The organism is Anabaena sp. WFMT, from assembly GCF_051781005.1.
GTDB lineage: Bacteria > Cyanobacteriota > Cyanobacteriia > Cyanobacteriales > Nostocaceae > Anabaena.
The window spans coordinates 249,017-266,230 of record NZ_JBPWOA010000002.1 but is presented as its reverse complement, the minus strand read 5'-3'; the positions used below and the strand labels follow the sequence as shown (position 1 = coordinate 266,230).

Below are 17,214 nucleotides of genomic sequence, written 5' to 3'. Positions count from 1 at the left end.
TTCTTTAGGACTTATGCACAAGTCACATAATAATGAACCACGAAGACACGAAGGAAACAAAGGAAATAGGGTTTGAGAGATATTTTGCGTATCTATTCTTATTTTTGCTAAATTTTAATAATAATTAAATCAATGATCTTCAGGTAAGCTATTAACCCATTGTAATAGATTTTGAAAATCTGAAGTTTTTTTATATTCTTGTTCCACAAAATACAAAAGCTGATCTGGTTTTAATATCAACGATCTCATTCGGTTATGAAAAGGACGTTTATCCACTTTTATAAACCAATGATATCCAGCAGACATAAATCTATAAAGATTCGCTTCATTATATGGATCTTTTCCTCTGATTGGGGGGAGGTGTATATATGATTCTTTACCTGTATATTTGAAAAGTAACACAGAAAAATCATCTTCTGTACCAGGATTCTCTAATAAAAGCATAGTTCTCAATTTAGTCTCCCATTCTTCTCCTAGATTAACTTGTTGGAAAAACTGTGCTTTTTTAACTTCAAATTCTCTAATTTTATTCTCAACAAAAAAATGATTTCTGGCTATGTGACTTCTCCATAAAACCGACATAAAAAACAATTTCAGCAAATTGTAATTAAAATTTTCTACAAATTTAAGTTTCGTTCTTGTACTTTGTACTTCAACTTTAGATATTGTGTCAATATATTTATCTCCGACTAATAATTCTTGTGCATATTTATCCCATTTGCCTATTAAATTTTCACATTTTTTACATAAAATGTCTCCCATAAAAAGTCCACTTTGGAATTGTTTTGATTTTCCATCTTTCGAGTACAAATATGTGGGATTACTAGTTGTATCAATAATTTCTTTTTCTACTTATTCTGTCGTATAATGGTAAAATTGTCTAGGTATAATATGAGATTTATTAATTAATTCTTGTTCTGTTCGACATAGCTTGCAGATGCCAATTTTCATAAAAATTCTAGGTTTTTGCGTTGTGTTTATGGAGACTTAATAGTAGAGTGTCATTACTTCCCTTGTATCAGAATTAATAGGATGTTGATTGTATTCAGTTCATCGTTAATAAAACATAATATAATAGAGCATAAATATTTAGATTAATTAACATTAAGATGATAACTTTATTAAATCCTGAAAATCCTGAAATCCTGGACATTATCTCGACTTGTCTCCGACACACTTCGTGAACGCTCGATAACCACCTGATTCAGACAAATTAAATATCAGGTTCTACACCCAGCTTTCTTAACTGTTCTATCAATCTTTCCTTTTGTTGTCTTTCCTGTTCCGTCGGAGTCAAAACCCAATTACCAGAAACATCATACCAGCGTAACCAAGGCTGCTGAATATTATTATATGTTCCTTCCCAAACTCCCAAACCTAACTCTATTTCTGGTATCCAAAAACGAGAATCTGATAAAGATAAATCTATTTCCGCATAACGACCACCATCTAATTTAAACATTCTAAATTCATATTTGTAACGGTCAAAAATAGCATAATAGGGAATCCTTAAAATCTGTTCATAAACTTCCCATTTTGTTGGCGGTTTTTCTATATCCCGCAAAGTCTCTCCTAAATCTTCCTTTTCAGTTCCTGGTGATAATAATTCAACTATAATAAAAGGAGTAATTCCTTCTTGCCAAATTACATAACTTAAACGTAAATCGCCATTTTTATAAAGGGGAGAAACACCGACAGACACAAACCAATCTGGTCTTTTATACCATGTTGGATGATTGGGATCATAATATAAATTCATATCACTAGCGGTAAAGATTTTGTTGCTAGGATAGGTAGGAGAATTAAAAGTTTCGTCTAATAACCTTGGTTGTAATAAATGAAATTGATCAGGCAAACCTTTTTCCTCTGGATCTTCACTTTTGAGATCATACATCGTTGGTAATACTTCTTGTGGTGAACGAGGTGGATCTGTTTGATACATTTTACTATTCCTGGAAAATATACTTTATTGTCTGTTCACAGTATTTCTATTGTGCCGAAATTAATAGGATATAGATTTTTATTCTTGACATCTGGGTATCCCTCAAAAATACAGATTATTGGTAAAATTTCTGCCTCAGTATCTATCACCTCAACTCAATCTACATAAACTATGAATTTAAACCCAAGATTCTAAAGCAAAATTATAGACTTGCTGGATACGTTGGAAATCATTGTCTGTTGATACTACTGTAAGGCTGTAGTGAATTGCAGTAGCCGCTATCCAAAGATCATTATCCCCAAAGCCGAGAGTTTGAATGTTGAATTAGATGCAGTTCACCAAAGATAATCCGACTACAATGATTAGTGTCTAGGAGATACATTAAAATTCAGCCTGAGAACGAGTGTCATAAACAAGTTGAAGACATTCTTCAAAATCATCACCTTGCCAAGTACCAGCAAATTGTAGCAAATCTTTAGCTTTAGAATCACGTAATATTGGTTCTTCCTCTCTGTGAGAAACATCTACTGGTTTAATTTTTCTGGTTTTGAGATATTCGAGATAGTCCAGGGTTTCTTCTAGTATTGATTCAGGAACAGCTTCAATTGCGGCTAGAAGTTTTTCTTTAATAGTGGTCATGATTCTGGTTAGGAATTAATAGTATTTATTTTACCTGATTAATATAAGATTTGACATCATAAATCCTTCACCGATGAATAAACTAGCAAAAACCCTAATTCTATTGTTTTACCTGCTATATGTACTATAAACAATTAGACTTCTTGCAAAAATTCTAGAGTTGAAAACTAATACTAACAATTTCCTGGTATTCTGAAACCCAGAAACAACAAAATTCACAACACATGGAAACCGCAACACCAAAAACCCCGCGTTGGTTTGTTCGCAGAGATATAGATGGTTTATTTGGACTCGTACTTGATAACTTTATTCAAATATTATTAATTGTCAGTTTATGCCAAGGTGTATTAGGTTTCCCACCTTCCCTAGTCTATGGACGCATTTTACCCGGTGTGGCTTTTAGTTTAATTGTTGGTAACTTTTATTATGCTTGGTTAGCAAAAGAACAAGGGACAAAAGAACAACGGGATGATATTACTGCCCTTCCCTATGGTATCAACACTATTAGTTTATTTGCCTATATTTTCTTAGTCATGTTACCTGTGAGGTTAGCAGCACTAGCCAAAGGTGTATCTCCTGAACAAGCATCCGAACTAGCTTGGCAAGCAGGTATTGTAGCTTGTTTAGGTTCAGGTTTAATTGAACTATTAGGGGCATTTATTGTTAACCCACTGCGACGCATTGCGCCCCGTGCGGCTATGCTTTCTACCCTCAGTGGTATTGCTATCACCTTTATTGCTATTGGCTTTTTATTTCGCACTTTCGCTAACCCTGTCGTCGGTTTAGTTCCCCTTGGTGTCATCCTCGTTACCTATTTTGGGAAAGTGCGTTTTCCCATACCAGGAGGTTTATTAGCTGTGTTGTTAGGAATTACCCTAGCATGGGGAACAGGTTTAGTTAGTTGGGATCATGCTAAATTTACTGCTGCGATCGCACCCATTGGCTTTTATTTCCCCAGTTTATATTTAGGACAACTGTGGGAAAGTCGCACAGTCTTAGTAGAATACCTCAGCATCATCTTACCAATGGGATTATTTAACCTTGTTGGGAGTATTCAAAATTTAGAAAGTGCTGAAGCTGCGGGAGATGTTTTTCCGGCTGTACCTTCGTTAGCTGCTAACGGTATTGGCACTATTGTGGCTGCGGTTTTCGGTTCTTGTTTCCCCACAACTATCTATATCGGTCATCCTGGATGGAAGGCTTTAGGGGCAAGAGTAGGTTATTCGATCGCTAACGGGATTATTATGGGCATCCTGTGTTTAAGTGGTACTGTCGCCATGTTTGCCTATTTTGTCCCCATTGAAGCAGGGATGGCTATTGTCCTCTGGATTGGTATTGTGATAGTTGCCCAAAGCTTCACTGCTACACCCTCTCACCATGCGCCGGCGGTGGTTGTGGGCTTGTTACCAGGTATTGCGGGATGGGGAGCGTTAATGGCTAAAAATGCCTTGCGGGCGGCGGGTTTGGGTACACCTGAGAACCCATTTACACCAGCTTTAATTGAGCAGTTTAAATTGAGTGATACCTTTATTGATGGGGCTTTTGCTTTAGAACAGGGGTTTATTTTTTCAGCAATGATTTTAGCGGCTATCACTGTTTTTATTATTGAACGAGATTTTCGTCAAGCTGCCTATTGGTCATTAGCAGGGGCTGTTTTATCTTGGGTAGGTTTGATGCACAGCTATAAGTGGACGATCGCAGATACGGTTGTTAATTTGGGTTGGGGAACAGGCAGTAGTTGGGCTGTGGGTTATATTTTACTGGCTATTTTGTTTTTCTATGTCTCTTGGCAAACAAGGCAAAAACACGAATAATCCTAAAATTTTTCCCAAAAAAATAGCGATTTCCCGTAAAACAGCAAATAACTATTGGAGGAATAAAAAAGCTCAGGTTATCCAAAACACTTAATGGATGAGCTTTTCATATTTCGCCATTATTTTGTGAACTATTTGAGGAAATCAGCTAAATGTCCCAAATCAACGGCACAATGATGCAATATTTCCACTGGTATATCGACCCCGATTTAATCCTGTGGAATGATGTAAAAAACAAAGCTCAAGAATTAGCTAATGCAGGTTTTACAGCTTTGTGGCTACCACCAGCCTATAAAGGAACGGCAGGCGGTTATGATGTGGGATATGGCGTATATGATATGTACGACTTGGGCGAATTTAATCAAAAAGGGACAACTCGCACCAAATATGGCGATCGCACACAGTATCTAGATGCCATTAAAACAATTCAGCAACATGGGTTACAAGTCTACGCAGATACTGTCCTCAATCACAGAATGGGAGGAGATGGAAAAGAAGTAGCTAAAGCTACACCATTCTCCCAAGATGATCGCCTTAATCCCAAAGGTGGGCAACGGGATATCAATGCTTACACCCATTTTGCCTTTTCCGGTCGTCAAGGTAAATATTCTGACTTCCAATGGCATTGGAGGCACTTTGATGCTGTAGATTACGATGATTATAGTAAAGAGCAAAATACTATCTTTTTATTAGATGGTAAAAGATTTGACGATTATGTGGCTTTAGCAAAAGGTAACTTTGCCTATTTAATGGGATGTGATGTAGACTTTCAATCCCAGGAAGTCAGAGAAGAAATAACTCGTTGGGGTGAATGGTATCTTGACACTACGGGAATTGATGGTTTCCGCATTGATGCTGTTAAACATATTTCCGCTTGGTTCTTTCCTCAATGGTTAGATGAACTCAAGGGATATGTGGGCAAAGATTTATTTGCAGTGGGTGAATATTGGGATGATGATATCAACACATTGCACTGGTATCTCAATACTGTTGAGAACAAAATGTCCTTAATTGATGTTCCCCTACACTTCAATTTCCACCGTGCCAGTAAAGCCGGTGGTAACTATGATATGCGACGCATTCTTGATGGGACATTAATGCAGGAACGACCCACCCAAGCTGTCACTTTTGTTGAAAACCACGACTCCCAACCCTTACAAGCTTTAGAATCAACCGTTGAACCTTGGTTTAAACCTTTGGCTTATGCTTTGATTCTCCTCCGTGCCGAAGGCTATCCTTGCGTATTCTATGCTGACTATTATGGTGCAGAATATGAAGACAATGGCAGAGATGGCAACCGATACCAGATTTTCTTACCTTCTCACCGTTGGTTAATTGACAAATTCCTCTATGCCCGTCAAAATTTTGCCTATGGTTCACAGTATGACTACTTTGATCACCCGAATGTGATTGGGTGGACAAGACTGGGAGATAGAGAACATCCTCAAGCTTTGGCTGTAATTATGAGTGATGGATCTGGTGGTAGTAAATGGATGGAAGTTGGTAAACCTAACGCCAAATTTTACGACCTGACAGAACATATTAAACAGCCAGTTTATACTAATGAATGGGGTTGGGCTGAGTTTCATTGTCAAGGTGGCTCAGTTTCGGTCTGGATTCAAGAATAATCATTGAGATAAGGGATAAGCTATGGATAATAGCAATAGTTTAGATTTGGTGACTGGGGGATTAGCGATCGCTATTTTGCTAGGTGGAATGTTGATGATGTTCACTACCATTTTTAGCACTAAGAAATAAGTTACAGCAAATTGTAAGTAAATAAATTACAAACATTAAGATTAGAAATCTTGTGGGGTGGGCATCCTGCCCGCCTTTGTGTAACTAACTCAGATTTAATTTGCTGTAATTTTTTGTACCTAGTTTTTCAAGCAAGCCATCGTAATAACAGACTCTTAACAGGATTGATAAATTCCCGTTTTTCAGCCGTGGCGCGAGCAAACTCCCGCTTTAACTGGTAGTACCATTGCGCTTGCATATCTGAATCTTTAATTAATCGTAGAACTGGATCATATTTGAGTCCAATTTGCTGTTTTTCTACCACTGTTCGGTCTTGGTCGAGAAATTTTCGTGCTAATACATGAATCAAAGGTTTGAATACAGTTAACCAACTAGGCATTCCATAAAGAACAAAAGTTACCTCTGTTTCTGTCTCAGAAATTGGTGTAACTGCGGTCAAATTACAAAGTCGATGTTTACCAAAAGTTATCTCTTCTATTCTCACACCTGGTAAACGAAAAGAAATTTCTACTTCGGGAATACCACCACCGACTAACCAATATAATCGGCTCATATTCTCCATATTTTCTGACAACTTATGCCGTCGGACTGTAAACCCGTAAGGTGAAGGATCAAATTGTTTGACTTCTTCATGCAATTCACCGCTTCTCCACCACCATACCCGATGTACATAAGGAGAATGGGCAGGGTCCATTAAACCTGTCACCGCATGATCTATAAAACAAGGAAACCTCATTACTTCAACTAGTTGAGGGAGTTGTTCAGCAAAACCTGGAACTACTGGAACATCCATTTCTGAAGGATTGGGTTGAGATTTATCCCCATCTGACATATATATCCAAATATTGCCTTGAGTCTCATGGATGGGATATGATTGCACATCGAAGCGGCTCAAATCCATGTCTTGTTCTGGCAATAAAGAAGGAATTGATACACAATGTCCAGCAGGGTCAAAACGCCAACCGTGGTAACAGCATTCTACTTCTTGCCCATCGAATCGACCACAACTCAAGGGTACAGCCCGATGAGGACAAATATCCCGCACAGCAGAAACCTTGCCATCTTGGCTTCTAATCAGTAGTACTGGTTCTCCCAAGAAAATTCGGGCTACCATTTTACCTGGTTTCAGGAGATAACTAGGTAGGGCATAGTACCAAAGATTACGTAATAAAAGGTTGTTGTTATCTATCACAATATAACTAACGTATAACTAAAGGCAATATTACGACAATAGTGATAGACAACAAGTATTCTTTGCAGATAAATTTTATATTCCTTTAAATCCCATCCCGGTTTCTACTTTTTGTTCTGCTGGAAGAGAATTTACTTTTTTAGGTGCAGTTTTGCGATAGCGAAGCGCTGCTGCAAGCAGATCGCTCTGAAGTTGGATACCAATCTGGCTCAAAAATATGCCCACTAAAACCAAGCTACCACCGACATATTGAGCGAAGGTAGGGGCTTCTCCCAATACTAAATAAGCTGCCATAATACCAACAATGGGGGTAAAAGAGCCTGCTAAGGAAGCCTCTGACACCGTAGAAGCTCTCAAGCCTTTCAGCCAAAATGATTGACCTAGCACGACGATTACAGCGCCATAGACAAGCATCCACTGCCACAGAAAAGGTGATAATACATCTTGAAAGTGGTCGCGGCCATAGAGAACTAAAGCAATCAAGAAAAATACTACAGTTCCTAAAGCAGTACGAAAAATACTGAATATTCCTAGTGGGATATGGGAAAGCCATGCTTTGGTAATGATTGTGGCAGCTACTGAACCCAAAGCAGCTAATGTTGCTAATAGTTCGCCAATACCCACTCCTAAACCTCCCATATTCATCATCCCTGCCCCTGGTGGTTGAAGGAGAATAGTAAGGGTGACACCAAGGAATGCAGCCAAGGCTCCCATCACGTCCCAACGATTCACCCGTTCCCGCAGTAACCAAACTGATAAAGCCATAGTCAGAGGTAGTTCCAAGCGGCCAACCAAAATGATATTGTTAACTTCTGTTAGTGCTAATGCCTGAAAAATTAAGCCGGGAATGATAGCTCCAGATAAAATAGCTACTGTTGTTAGTATGAACCAATCTTTTTTTGAAAGTTGCTGTAAAGTGGCTTGATTCCACTGTCGTCCATAAATCAGCAACAGAACTATCAAAGCGCAGAGATTGCCAACGAATAAAACATTACACAGAGAAATCGGATTTCGACCATCCATGAAGTGTTGAGCGCCGATTTGCGTTAGCTTGCGGGTAACTGCACTAGAAGCTCCAAAAATCAGAATTGCCAGCCAGAGATAGATTTGACCTGGAATTTTGGAAATGTGAAGATACTTTCTTCTGGGTCTGGTCACAATAACACCACTGTAAAGAAAATACTTTTAATTATCAATACTAAACTCAAATATGTTGATTAATTTAGGGTGATAAAAAACTTAAATTAAGCTGAGAATACAACATCATAACTTTCTGAGAATGTGCTGAGTACAAACTAAATTTTTCCAAGGGGTAATTTCAGGAAATTCAGGGAATACCTTCATTTGAGCTTCAGTAGTAGATGGGATGCTGTGGTTAGTCGAAAAACTTAAACATCAGGAAAAACAAATGAAAGTCGCTTCTTCTTTACTCACAGGTGTTGCTCTAGCTGGTATGTTGACAGTTTGGGATGTTCCTTTGAAAGTCGTGAATCCTTCCCTAGTTCAAGCATCAGCCGCAGAAATGAAAGATTCTACAGGTTTGAATGCTCAACAGAAAATTGATTTGGTGATGAAGAATAAAGGTCAATTTGGTGGTGGTGATCAATTACGTCGGTTCTTTTTTGGTGATCTTGAGCCACTTGCTGTTCAAGCCGGTGGTGCAGGGATGGTGGTGAATCTTTACAACAAAGCTAATAATGTGACGTTTTCTTATTGCGCTACTTATGATGTGGTAGTTGCAGTTAAACGGGGTAAGGTGTCTAGGTTTGAAGCCAGCGAAGTTAAGTAACTTTACCTGCGTTCATTTTTGATGGGAAGAATCTATTAAACATCTGGTATAAAAGGCGTAGGGACAATTCATGAATTGTCTCTACAGAATATTTTGGGCTAATTAACTAAGTTGGAAAGAGGTGTAATATGGAACTTAGAGATGCGATTTTGTTGTTGCATCCAGCGATCGCTGTAATTGTAGTTTTTCCCCTCATTGGCATTGTTGTCAACTTCGCTTTACAAGTCCGTCAACGTCGCTTGCAAACTATAGCCATAGGGAAAAGTAAAATTCCTCCTGTGGTTGGAACTGAACACGTCCAGTTGGGACGCTGGCTAACTGGCTCAGTTGTCGGTATTGTTTTATTAGCTTTGGCTAACGATGTTTTCGGTCATATTGTAGATCAGCAAATTTGGATGAAATCACCATTTCAGGTAATTTTTATTGCCCTGTTATTTGCGGCGACAATTGCTTCTCTATATTTACTTTATCGGGCGAAAGCAAAAAATTGGCGTGGTATATTTGCAACTCTGAGTGGAGTTGGGTTGGTGGTGCTTGGTTGTCAAGATGGTGTTTACCGCAAAACCGACCAATGGTATATTTCTCACTACTACTACGGGCAAGTAGCTGCTCTATTGATGATTTTTTCACTGGCTATCTTACCAGACATCTACAAAGATAAAACCAATCGCTGGCGCAAGGTTCACATTATCCTCAATTGCATTGCTCTGTTACTGTTTATCGGTCAGGGAATTACCGGCGTGCGATCGCTCTTAGAAGTTCCCCTCCGTTGGCAGGAACCATACATTAATAAGCTTTACGAGCAAAAATGTGAAACCAACCCCTGCACAATCCAAGCACCTTCTCTACTTCCAAAACCTGAATAAAGCCAGCAGCGGGATTTGAACTCGCGACCTTCCGATTACAAGTCGGATGCACTACCACTGTGCTATGCTGGCGAACTGGCTAGTGCTTTCTAAGCACCCACCGATTACACATCATATCACAATTCTGAGATTTGTCTAGTGGTCATGACTAAAAAAATTCTTTCCTTAGCCATAGCTCAATTTTCAGTCTTCAGTCTAAAGATACTTGTATAGAGAAAAAATCTGTGCATGAGTAAAAAAACTACTAGGACTTACGCATTGATTAAAAAAGCTAATTCTAATTGTGTAACTTAAGGTAACAATATTTGGTACAGTTTTAAGACTGTATTCCTTTTGACGCGTCTGGGTGAAGGAACAGAAAAACATTATTGTTCTTTAAAAGATCACAAGCATGGCAGAATTGATCGGACGAGATTTATTAGGTCTGGCGGATCTTAATTCCACAGAACTGCAAGAACTTCTGCAATTGGCAACTCAACTCAAGTCACAAAAGTTACAGTTGCAGTGTAATAAAGTTCTGGGGTTATTATTCTCCAAAGCCTCAACTCGCACACGAGTTAGTTTTACGGTGGCTATGTACCAACTGGGTGGACAGGTAATTGATCTTAATCCCAATGTAACTCAGGTGAGTCGTGGGGAGCCTCTTCAGGATACTGCAAGGGTGTTAGATCGTTATCTGGATATTTTTGCAATTCGTACTTTTGCCCAGGAAGATTTGGAAACTTTTGCCAACTATGCCGAAAGTCCTGTAATTAATGCACTGACAGATTTAGAACATCCTTGCCAGATTTTAGCCGATTTATTGACAATTCAAGAATGTTTTGGGACTTTGAATGGTCTAACTTTGACTTACGTGGGTGATGGGAATAATGTCGCTAATTCTCTCATGCTGGGTTGTGCTTTGGTGGGAATGAATGTGCGGGTGGCTTTTCCTTCGGGATATGCTCCAGATGCAAAAATTGTAGAAAAAGCTAGGGCAATAGCTAATAATAAAACTGAAGTTGTTCTCACCCATGACCCAGAAGCAGCAGCTAAAGGTGCATCTGTACTTTACACTGATGTTTGGGCAAGTATGGGACAAGAGGCAGAAGCTGATAATCGGCTTCCTATTTTCCAGCCTTATCAAATTTCTCAACAATTATTGAGTCTTGCAGATCCAGCCGCAATTGTTCTACACTGTTTACCAGCACATCGCGGTGAAGAAATTACCGAAGAAGTAATCGAAGGTTCCCAATCAAAGGTTTGGGATCAGGCAGAAAATAGATTACACGCTCAAAAAGCTCTACTGGCCAGTATTTTAGGGGCTAAATGACAGGTAAAAGCTAAAAAATTGCAAGTAAATAGGCAAAAGCAAAGTCAGTTATTTCTCTTTTGCCTTTTAAATTTTTAAGTTTTATCTTGTTAAGGGAAGATTTTTGTAGTACTAATGTTCTAGGGACATTTATAATTACTTCCCAACAAAAATTATGGAAAGACTAACAGAAGCTCAACAAGAATTATACGAATGGTTGACAGAATATATCCGAATGAATGAGCATTCGCCTTCTATTCGTCAAATGATGCAAGGAATGAACTTGAAATCACCTGCACCAATTCAAAGCCGTTTAGAGCATTTACGCAACAAGGGATATATCGAGTGGAAGGAAGGTAAGGCACGAACAATTCGGGTTTTGCGTCCTGTGAAGCTAGGTGTACCGATTTTGGGAACTATTGCTGCTGGTGGTTTAATTGAGCCTTTTACGGATGCTGTAGAGCATTTAGACTTGGCTAATTTATCTTTACCTCCCCAAAGTTATGCTTTGCGGGTGACTGGAGATAGCATGATTGATGATTTAATTGCTGATGGGGATGTGGTGTTTTTGCGTCCGGTAGCAGAACCAAATCAGTTGAAAAATGGCACTATTGTGGCTGCTAGAGTTGAAGGACACGGTACAACTTTAAAACGTTTTTATCGTCATGATGATCTTGTGACTCTCAAACCAGCAAATTCTAAGTATAAACCGATGGAAATACCTGCAATACAAGTACAAGTGCAAGGTTCTCTGATTGGTATTTGGCGAAACTATAACTGAAAAATGGTAATGGGTGATGGGTAATGGGTAATGGGTAAAATGAATAACAATTACGAATTACCAATTACCAATTTATGTATATAACGCGAAAACCAGTGCAGAAATTGCCTTTTTTCTCTCTCAAGTTACCTTATGTGGGAGAGAAGAAAGGCATTTATCAAGTTAAGCAGCCTTTACCAGGATGTCCAAAAATGCCATTATCTCTGCAATTGCGGGGATATCAGCGTCAAGCTATTACTAGTTGGTTTGCTAATAATGGCAGAGGGACGCTAAAAATGGCTACTGGTAGTGGTAAGACTATTACTGCACTGTCTATCGCTTGTGAGTTGTATCAACAGATAGGGTTACAAGTCTTGGTGGTAGTATGTCCCTATCGTCATCTTGTGACTCAATGGGCGAGAGAATGTGAGAAATTTAACTTAATTCCAATTTTAGCTTTCGAGAATTTACGTAGTTGGCAAAGTCAATTATCAACACAAATTTATAATCTGCGTTCTGGTTCTCAAGGTTTCGTGACGGTGATTACCACTAACTCGACTTTAATTAGTGATGGTTTTCAGTCACAACTTAAATATTTTCCACCGAAGACTTTAATTATTGGTGATGAAGCACATAATTTAGGTTCACCGAAGTTAGAGGAAAGTTTACCCCGGAAGGTGGGGTTGCGTCTAGCGTTATCGGCGACACCGGAACGGTATTTTGATGATGGAGGAACACAATCTTTATTAGATTATTTTGGTGCTGTTCTCCAACCTGAGTTTAGTTTAGAGGATGCGATCGCACAAGGAGCTTTGGTACACTATCTTTATTATCCCGTTTTGGTGGAGTTAACAGAGGCTGAAAGTATTGCCTATCTTAAGTTAACAAAAAAAATCGGACGTTCTCTTTTATATCGAGAAAGAGATCATGGTGATGTTGGAGATTTTGAAGACAACGAAGATATCAAATCCTTATTAATGCAACGTGCTAGGTTAATTGGTGCAGCAGAAAATAAATTAACAGCTTTGCGGGAATTAATGGAAACTCGCAAAGATACAAGCCATACTTTATTTTATTGTAGTGACGGTTCTCCAGAAACCGGACAGCGTTCATCTCTGCGTCAACTCAAAGCAGTTTCTAAAATTTTGGGTGTGGAATTGGGTTACAAAGTCAGCACCTACACCGCACACACTTCTTTACAAGAAAGAGAAACATTACGCTGTCAATTTGAAAGTGGAGAATTGCAAGGTTTAGTTGCGATTCGTTGTTTAGATGAAGGTGTGGATATTCCCGCTATTCAAACTGCGGTAATTTTATCAAGTTCAGGAAATCCTCGTCAATTTATCCAACGTCGTGGCAGAGTTTTACGTCCTCATCCTGGTAAAGAAAGAGCGACGATTTTTGATATGATTGTTTTACCTCCAGATTTGGATAGAGAAACTATTGAGGTGGAAAGAAATTTGTTAAAAAAGGAATTACGGCGTTTTGTGGAGTTTGCTGATTTAGCAGATAATGCCGGAGAAGCTAGGATGAAGTTATTGGCTTTGCAAAAACGATATGGGTTGTTGGATATTTGAAGATTAATGAACCGCGAAGGCGCGAAGGGCGCAAAGGAAGAGGGAATGAAGAAGGAGGAGGGAAGAATGAGGGAGTTGAGTGATGATGTGGAGGGGTTAGCATATGCGGTGATTGGTGCGGCTATTGAGGTACATCGGGTGTTGGGAGCGGGGTTTTTGGAGAGGGTTTATCAAGAAGCTTTGTGTTGTGAATTGCGTTTGCGAGGGATACCTTGTAAACCTAAATATCTAGTATCAATAAATTATAAAGTTCATCCTATTGGTGAAGGTGAATTAGATTTTTTAGTTGGTAATATTTTAGTAGTTGAATTAAAAGCTGTAGAAAAACTAGCTCCCATTCACGAAGCTCAAGTTATTTCATATCTAAAAATGACAAATAACCGCCTCGGACTCCTAATTAACTTTAACGTCCCCATCCTCAAAGAAGGAATCAAACGAGTCATCCTCTCTTCTTAAATCCCCTTCTTCCTTCTTCTTCCTTCTTCTTCCTTTCTTCCTTCGCGTCCTTCGCGCCTTCGCGGTTCATTTACTCTTACACATTCTCAACACAAATAAAAAAATGCCAGAATACCCAAACATTGAAGATGTCCAAGAACCAATTAACAGCGCACCACCAGAAGTAAAACAAATTATTGAAAAAGTATGGAGATTAGAGAAAAGCAGATTAGATAGAAAAAGCAAAGGACATATTAATGATGATATTCTAATAATTGTCAAGGAAGCAGTGCAATGAAACTAACTTCCATTAAACTATGTAATTTTCGCTCATTTTATGGAAAAACACCAGAAATTACTTTAGCTGGTGGAGACGTTCGCAATACTACCATGATTTATGGGAGTAATGGCGCAGGTAAAACCAGTTTATTGAATGCCTTTACCTGGGTATTATATGAAAAATTCAGTGCTGCATTTGCTTCCACAGAACAGTTAGTCAATAAAAGAGCGATCGCAGAATCTCAACCAGGAGATCCTGTAGAATGTTCAGTAGAAGTAGGTTGGGAACATGAAAGCAACCGTTACCGTGCGACTCGTTCTTGTCGGGTTTATAAAAATGAAAGTGATTTTATTGAAGCTGGTAAAACCCAGTTAAAAATCCAAGTTGCTGGAGATGACGGTAAATGGTATTTTCCCCTTCAGCAAGCCGAAGAAATCATCACCCAGATTTTACCCGCAAGTTTACATCAATATTTTTTCTTTGACGGTGAACGCATTGAAGAAATAGTCCGTTCTGATAACAAAGCTGAAATCGCAGAAGCAATTAGGACTTTTTTAGGTGTAGAAGTAATTGAACTTTCAATTAAACACCTGAAAGATACTAAAAAGACTTTAGAAACTGAACTAAAAAATATTGGTGATGCAGAAACTAAACAGTTATTGACTCAGCAAGAAAAGCTGGAATCGGAAATTGAAACTATCAACAAACGTCAAATTGAAATCAAGCTAGAATTAGAACATCAACAAACATTCAAAAAAGAAGTCAGTAATAAATTACGCGAACTAAGTGCTATTAAAGAATTACAAGAAAGAAAGCAAAACTTAGAATCACAAAGAGATAGCTATCGGGAACAATTGAAAAAGACACGGGAAACATTGAAAAAAGTGATTTCCGCACGGGGTTATACAGTTCTCTTGTCAGAAACTACAGCCAAGTTTCGGGAAATATTTACAGACTTAAAACAACGTGGTGAATTAACAACAGGAATTTCCCAAGAATTTGTCAAGGATTTACTCAATACTGGACGTTGTATTTGTGGTGCTGATTTAAGAGAAGGAACGCATACTCATTTCCATGTCAAGAACTTAATGAAAAAAGCAGGTTCTTCGACAGTGGAAGAAACTGCAATTAGAATGAGCGCACAAGTTGATGAAATTGATAAACAAGCACTTGCTTTTTGGGAAGAAGCGGATAGAGAACAAGCACGAATTAAGCAGTTAAAGGAAAACCTTTCTCAAGTTGAACTGGAATTAGACGGTATTCAAGAACAACTGCGAAAAGATCCCAATGAAGAAATTAGCGGTTTACAAAAACGATTAGATGGAATTGAAGCGAAAATTGATGAATTAAATCGAGAACAAGGTGCAAATCAACAAGAACTTTCTCACCTCAAAACAGATATTGATGCTTTAGTCAAACAAATATCTAAGCAAAAGCAAAATGAAGAAAAACAATCTTTAGCACAGCGTCGTATTAGCGCTACCCAAGATGCAATTGAACGTTTATCGGAAGTAAAAAACCGTCAAGAAAACCAGTTTCGTCTGCAATTAGAACAGCGAGTACAGGAAATTTTCTCAGATATGTCTTTTACTCCATACGTTCCCAAAATTAGCGAAAAGTATGAATTGAGTTTAGTCGAAAACACGACAGGAATAGAAGCACCAGTTGCAGCTTCAACAGGAGAAAATCAAATTCTCAGTTTATCTTTTATCGCTAGTATTATAGACAAGGTGCGCGACTGGAGTGAAAAGCGGAAAATGATCATGGTTCCTGATAGTAGCACTTTTCCCATTGTTATGGATTCTCCTTTTGGGAGTTTAGATGCTAATTCCCGTCGTCACATTGCTCAAACTATTCCTAAATTAGCAAATCAGTTAATTGTGTTGGTAACTCAAACCCAATGGAGGGTAGAAGTTGAGGAGGAAATTGCTGATAAAATTGGTAAAGAATATGTGTTGGTTTATTATTCTTCTAAACCTAATTGTCAGCAAGATGATATTCAGTTGGGTAGAGAAAGATATTCTTTGGTAAGACAGAGTTTGAATGGTTTTGAATATACTGAAATTATTGAAGTGGAAAGAAATTAATATATCTCACGCAAAGTCGCAAAGGCGCAAAGGAAGAAAGTTATGGTTGCTAGTTCTGATAGAATTTATATGAGTCCTTTAGAGTATTTGGAGTGGGAGGAACAGCAAGATATTAAATATGAATATATCAATGGTGAGGTTTTTGCTATGACTGGGGGAACTATTCCCCATACTACTATTTTCTCTGGTTCATGAGGATGTTTTTTGATTTTTTTCTCACGCAGAGGCGCAGAGGCGCGGAGAGGAAAGCAAGAGTATGGTATTAATAAATTAGGTTTGAGATATTTAGGGTGTATATTTTATAATTATGGCAGAAACTGGTAGAATCAGAGTTGCTAAAGATAAGGCTGATTTGGTGAAAAGTTTAACTTCTGCTGATGGGGGAACTGGTCCTTTTCAGACTTTTGCTGATGTGATTGTTTTTGCTGCTGCTTTGGGCGCTAAGTATAAAAAACGTATTCCTTTGGAAGAAATTTCTAAACGTGAACCATCCCCAATTCCTCAAGAACAATTTATTGTTAGAGGGTATGATACGATCATAAATCTTTTAGGACTGATTGAAACTGAAGATATAGGAATTTTATCTTTCCAGGATGGTAATAATAATGAAAAGCGTAATCATATATTTGAAGAGTATGCTAATGGTGGTTTAGAAGTATTAGAAGTAGAAATTCGAGGTGCAATAGATTATTCTGATCGAATTTTATTATTTCTCAATTCTGATAGGTTTAATGAAAAATTCGAAGGTGAAGACTATGATTTAAGAAGATTTATATCCTCTTAG

17 protein-coding genes, 1 tRNA gene and 1 pseudogene are annotated in these 17,214 nt (G+C 38.3%); 12 read left to right on the top strand and 7 right to left on the bottom strand.

What is annotated here, in order from left to right:
• Nucleotides 1-129: 129 nt before the first annotated feature.
• The 4 genes from ACSQ6I_RS01455 to ACSQ6I_RS01440 all read right to left on the bottom strand — a co-directional run bounded on the left by ACSQ6I_RS01455 (nucleotide 130) and on the right by ACSQ6I_RS01440 (nucleotide 2,581).
• A complete protein-coding gene (locus ACSQ6I_RS01455; RefSeq protein ID WP_438888489.1) occupies nucleotides 130-762 on the bottom strand; it encodes a hypothetical protein in 633 nt (210 codons plus the stop codon).
• Nucleotides 763-1,213: 451 nt separating this feature from the next.
• Nucleotides 1,214-1,942, bottom strand: coding sequence for a Uma2 family endonuclease (locus ACSQ6I_RS01450; RefSeq protein ID WP_438888488.1), 729 nt, complete (start codon nucleotides 1,940-1,942; stop codon nucleotides 1,214-1,216).
• 177 nt (nucleotides 1,943-2,119) lie between these two features.
• On the bottom strand, nucleotides 2,120-2,260 hold the full coding sequence (locus tag ACSQ6I_RS01445) for a PIN domain-containing protein (RefSeq protein WP_438888988.1): 141 nt from the start codon (nucleotides 2,258-2,260) through the stop codon (nucleotides 2,120-2,122).
• A gap of 63 nt (nucleotides 2,261-2,323) precedes the next feature.
• Complete coding sequence (locus tag ACSQ6I_RS01440; protein WP_438888487.1) at nucleotides 2,324-2,581, bottom strand: hypothetical protein; 258 nt, start codon at nucleotides 2,579-2,581, stop codon at nucleotides 2,324-2,326.
• Between the two features lie 224 nt (nucleotides 2,582-2,805).
• On the opposite strand from ACSQ6I_RS01440, the gene ACSQ6I_RS01435 reads away from it, so the two are divergent.
• Entirely contained in the window at nucleotides 2,806-4,395 is a 1,590-nt protein-coding gene (locus ACSQ6I_RS01435; protein WP_438888486.1) for an NCS2 family permease, read from the top strand.
• Between the two features lie 152 nt (nucleotides 4,396-4,547).
• Nucleotides 4,548-6,023 (top strand): alpha-amylase, encoded by a 1,476-nt coding sequence (locus ACSQ6I_RS01430; protein WP_438888485.1) that lies wholly within the window; start codon nucleotides 4,548-4,550, stop codon nucleotides 6,021-6,023.
• Between the two features lie 257 nt (nucleotides 6,024-6,280).
• Here ACSQ6I_RS01430 and ACSQ6I_RS01425 read toward each other — a convergent pair whose 3' ends face one another.
• Complete coding sequence (locus ACSQ6I_RS01425) at nucleotides 6,281-7,345, bottom strand: Rieske 2Fe-2S domain-containing protein (RefSeq protein ID WP_438888483.1); 1,065 nt, start codon at nucleotides 7,343-7,345, stop codon at nucleotides 6,281-6,283.
• A gap of 75 nt (nucleotides 7,346-7,420) precedes the next feature.
• On the bottom strand, nucleotides 7,421-8,503 hold the full coding sequence (locus ACSQ6I_RS01420; RefSeq protein WP_438888481.1) for a DMT family transporter: 1,083 nt from the start codon (nucleotides 8,501-8,503) through the stop codon (nucleotides 7,421-7,423).
• 250 nt (nucleotides 8,504-8,753) lie between these two features.
• On the opposite strand from ACSQ6I_RS01420, the gene ACSQ6I_RS01415 reads away from it, so the two are divergent.
• Together ACSQ6I_RS01415 and ACSQ6I_RS01410 are read left to right on the top strand one after the other, a co-directional pair.
• Nucleotides 8,754-9,134 carry a hypothetical protein gene (locus ACSQ6I_RS01415; RefSeq protein WP_438888987.1) on the top strand — a complete coding sequence of 127 codons (381 nt, stop codon included), beginning with the start codon at nucleotides 8,754-8,756 and terminating at the stop codon, nucleotides 9,132-9,134.
• Between the two features lie 128 nt (nucleotides 9,135-9,262).
• Nucleotides 9,263-10,000 (top strand): DUF4079 domain-containing protein, encoded by a 738-nt coding sequence (locus ACSQ6I_RS01410; protein ID WP_438888480.1) that lies wholly within the window; start codon nucleotides 9,263-9,265, stop codon nucleotides 9,998-10,000.
• Here the strand turns inward: ACSQ6I_RS01410 and ACSQ6I_RS01405 are convergent.
• Nucleotides 10,001-10,072: transfer RNA gene (locus tag ACSQ6I_RS01405), tRNA-Thr, on the bottom strand. It lies immediately after the preceding gene.
• Between the two features lie 319 nt (nucleotides 10,073-10,391).
• Between ACSQ6I_RS01405 and argF the strand changes: the two genes are divergently transcribed.
• From argF to ACSQ6I_RS01365, 8 genes and pseudogenes are all read left to right on the top strand, one after another.
• Nucleotides 10,392-11,312, top strand: a complete 921-nt coding sequence (gene argF / locus ACSQ6I_RS01400) for an ornithine carbamoyltransferase (protein ID WP_438888479.1) — start codon at nucleotides 10,392-10,394, stop codon at nucleotides 11,310-11,312.
• Between the two features lie 154 nt (nucleotides 11,313-11,466).
• Nucleotides 11,467-12,072 carry a transcriptional repressor LexA gene (lexA, locus tag ACSQ6I_RS01395; protein WP_323311514.1) on the top strand — a complete coding sequence of 202 codons (606 nt, stop codon included), beginning with the start codon at nucleotides 11,467-11,469 and terminating at the stop codon, nucleotides 12,070-12,072.
• Nucleotides 12,073-12,146: 74 nt separating this feature from the next.
• A complete protein-coding gene (locus ACSQ6I_RS01390; protein ID WP_438888478.1) occupies nucleotides 12,147-13,628 on the top strand; it encodes a DNA phosphorothioation system restriction enzyme in 1,482 nt (493 codons plus the stop codon).
• A gap of 6 nt (nucleotides 13,629-13,634) precedes the next feature.
• A complete protein-coding gene (locus ACSQ6I_RS01385; RefSeq protein WP_438888477.1) occupies nucleotides 13,635-14,084 on the top strand; it encodes a GxxExxY protein in 450 nt (149 codons plus the stop codon).
• A gap of 103 nt (nucleotides 14,085-14,187) precedes the next feature.
• On the top strand, nucleotides 14,188-14,361 hold the full coding sequence (locus ACSQ6I_RS01380; RefSeq protein ID WP_438888475.1) for a hypothetical protein: 174 nt from the start codon (nucleotides 14,188-14,190) through the stop codon (nucleotides 14,359-14,361).
• Nucleotides 14,358-16,430 carry an AAA family ATPase gene (locus ACSQ6I_RS01375; protein WP_438888474.1) on the top strand — a complete coding sequence of 691 codons (2,073 nt, stop codon included), beginning with the start codon at nucleotides 14,358-14,360 and terminating at the stop codon, nucleotides 16,428-16,430. The genes ACSQ6I_RS01380 and ACSQ6I_RS01375 overlap by 4 nt, the downstream gene beginning before the upstream one ends.
• 42 nt (nucleotides 16,431-16,472) lie before the next feature.
• Nucleotides 16,473-16,610: pseudogene (locus ACSQ6I_RS01370) on the top strand (Uma2 family endonuclease); the annotation flags it as partial.
• Nucleotides 16,611-16,737: 127 nt separating this feature from the next.
• Nucleotides 16,738-17,214 carry a DNA phosphorothioation-associated protein 4 gene (locus tag ACSQ6I_RS01365; protein ID WP_438888473.1) on the top strand — a complete coding sequence of 159 codons (477 nt, stop codon included), beginning with the start codon at nucleotides 16,738-16,740 and terminating at the stop codon, nucleotides 17,212-17,214.

What these genes read in the sequence shown, in the direction of transcription:
- ACSQ6I_RS01455 (WP_438888489.1), bottom strand. Translation starts at nt 762, where the DNA reads ATGGGAGACATTTTATGTAAAAAATGTGAAAATTTAATAGGCAAATGG.
- ACSQ6I_RS01450 (WP_438888488.1), bottom strand. Translation starts at nt 1,942, where the DNA reads ATGTATCAAACAGATCCACCTCGTTCACCACAAGAAGTATTACCAACG.
- ACSQ6I_RS01440 (WP_438888487.1), bottom strand. Translation starts at nt 2,581, where the DNA reads ATGACCACTATTAAAGAAAAACTTCTAGCCGCAATTGAAGCTGTTCCT.
- ACSQ6I_RS01435 (WP_438888486.1), top strand. Translation starts at nt 2,806, where the DNA reads ATGGAAACCGCAACACCAAAAACCCCGCGTTGGTTTGTTCGCAGAGAT.
- ACSQ6I_RS01430 (WP_438888485.1), top strand. Translation starts at nt 4,548, where the DNA reads ATGTCCCAAATCAACGGCACAATGATGCAATATTTCCACTGGTATATC.
- ACSQ6I_RS01415 (WP_438888987.1), top strand. Translation starts at nt 8,754, where the DNA reads ATGAAAGTCGCTTCTTCTTTACTCACAGGTGTTGCTCTAGCTGGTATG.
- ACSQ6I_RS01410 (WP_438888480.1), top strand. Translation starts at nt 9,263, where the DNA reads ATGGAACTTAGAGATGCGATTTTGTTGTTGCATCCAGCGATCGCTGTA.
- argF (WP_438888479.1), top strand. Translation starts at nt 10,392, where the DNA reads ATGGCAGAATTGATCGGACGAGATTTATTAGGTCTGGCGGATCTTAAT.
- lexA (WP_323311514.1), top strand. Translation starts at nt 11,467, where the DNA reads ATGGAAAGACTAACAGAAGCTCAACAAGAATTATACGAATGGTTGACA.
- ACSQ6I_RS01390 (WP_438888478.1), top strand. Translation starts at nt 12,147, where the DNA reads ATGTATATAACGCGAAAACCAGTGCAGAAATTGCCTTTTTTCTCTCTC.
- ACSQ6I_RS01385 (WP_438888477.1), top strand. Translation starts at nt 13,635, where the DNA reads ATGAACCGCGAAGGCGCGAAGGGCGCAAAGGAAGAGGGAATGAAGAAG.
- ACSQ6I_RS01380 (WP_438888475.1), top strand. Translation starts at nt 14,188, where the DNA reads ATGCCAGAATACCCAAACATTGAAGATGTCCAAGAACCAATTAACAGC.
- ACSQ6I_RS01375 (WP_438888474.1), top strand. Translation starts at nt 14,358, where the DNA reads ATGAAACTAACTTCCATTAAACTATGTAATTTTCGCTCATTTTATGGA.
- ACSQ6I_RS01365 (WP_438888473.1), top strand. Translation starts at nt 16,738, where the DNA reads ATGGCAGAAACTGGTAGAATCAGAGTTGCTAAAGATAAGGCTGATTTG.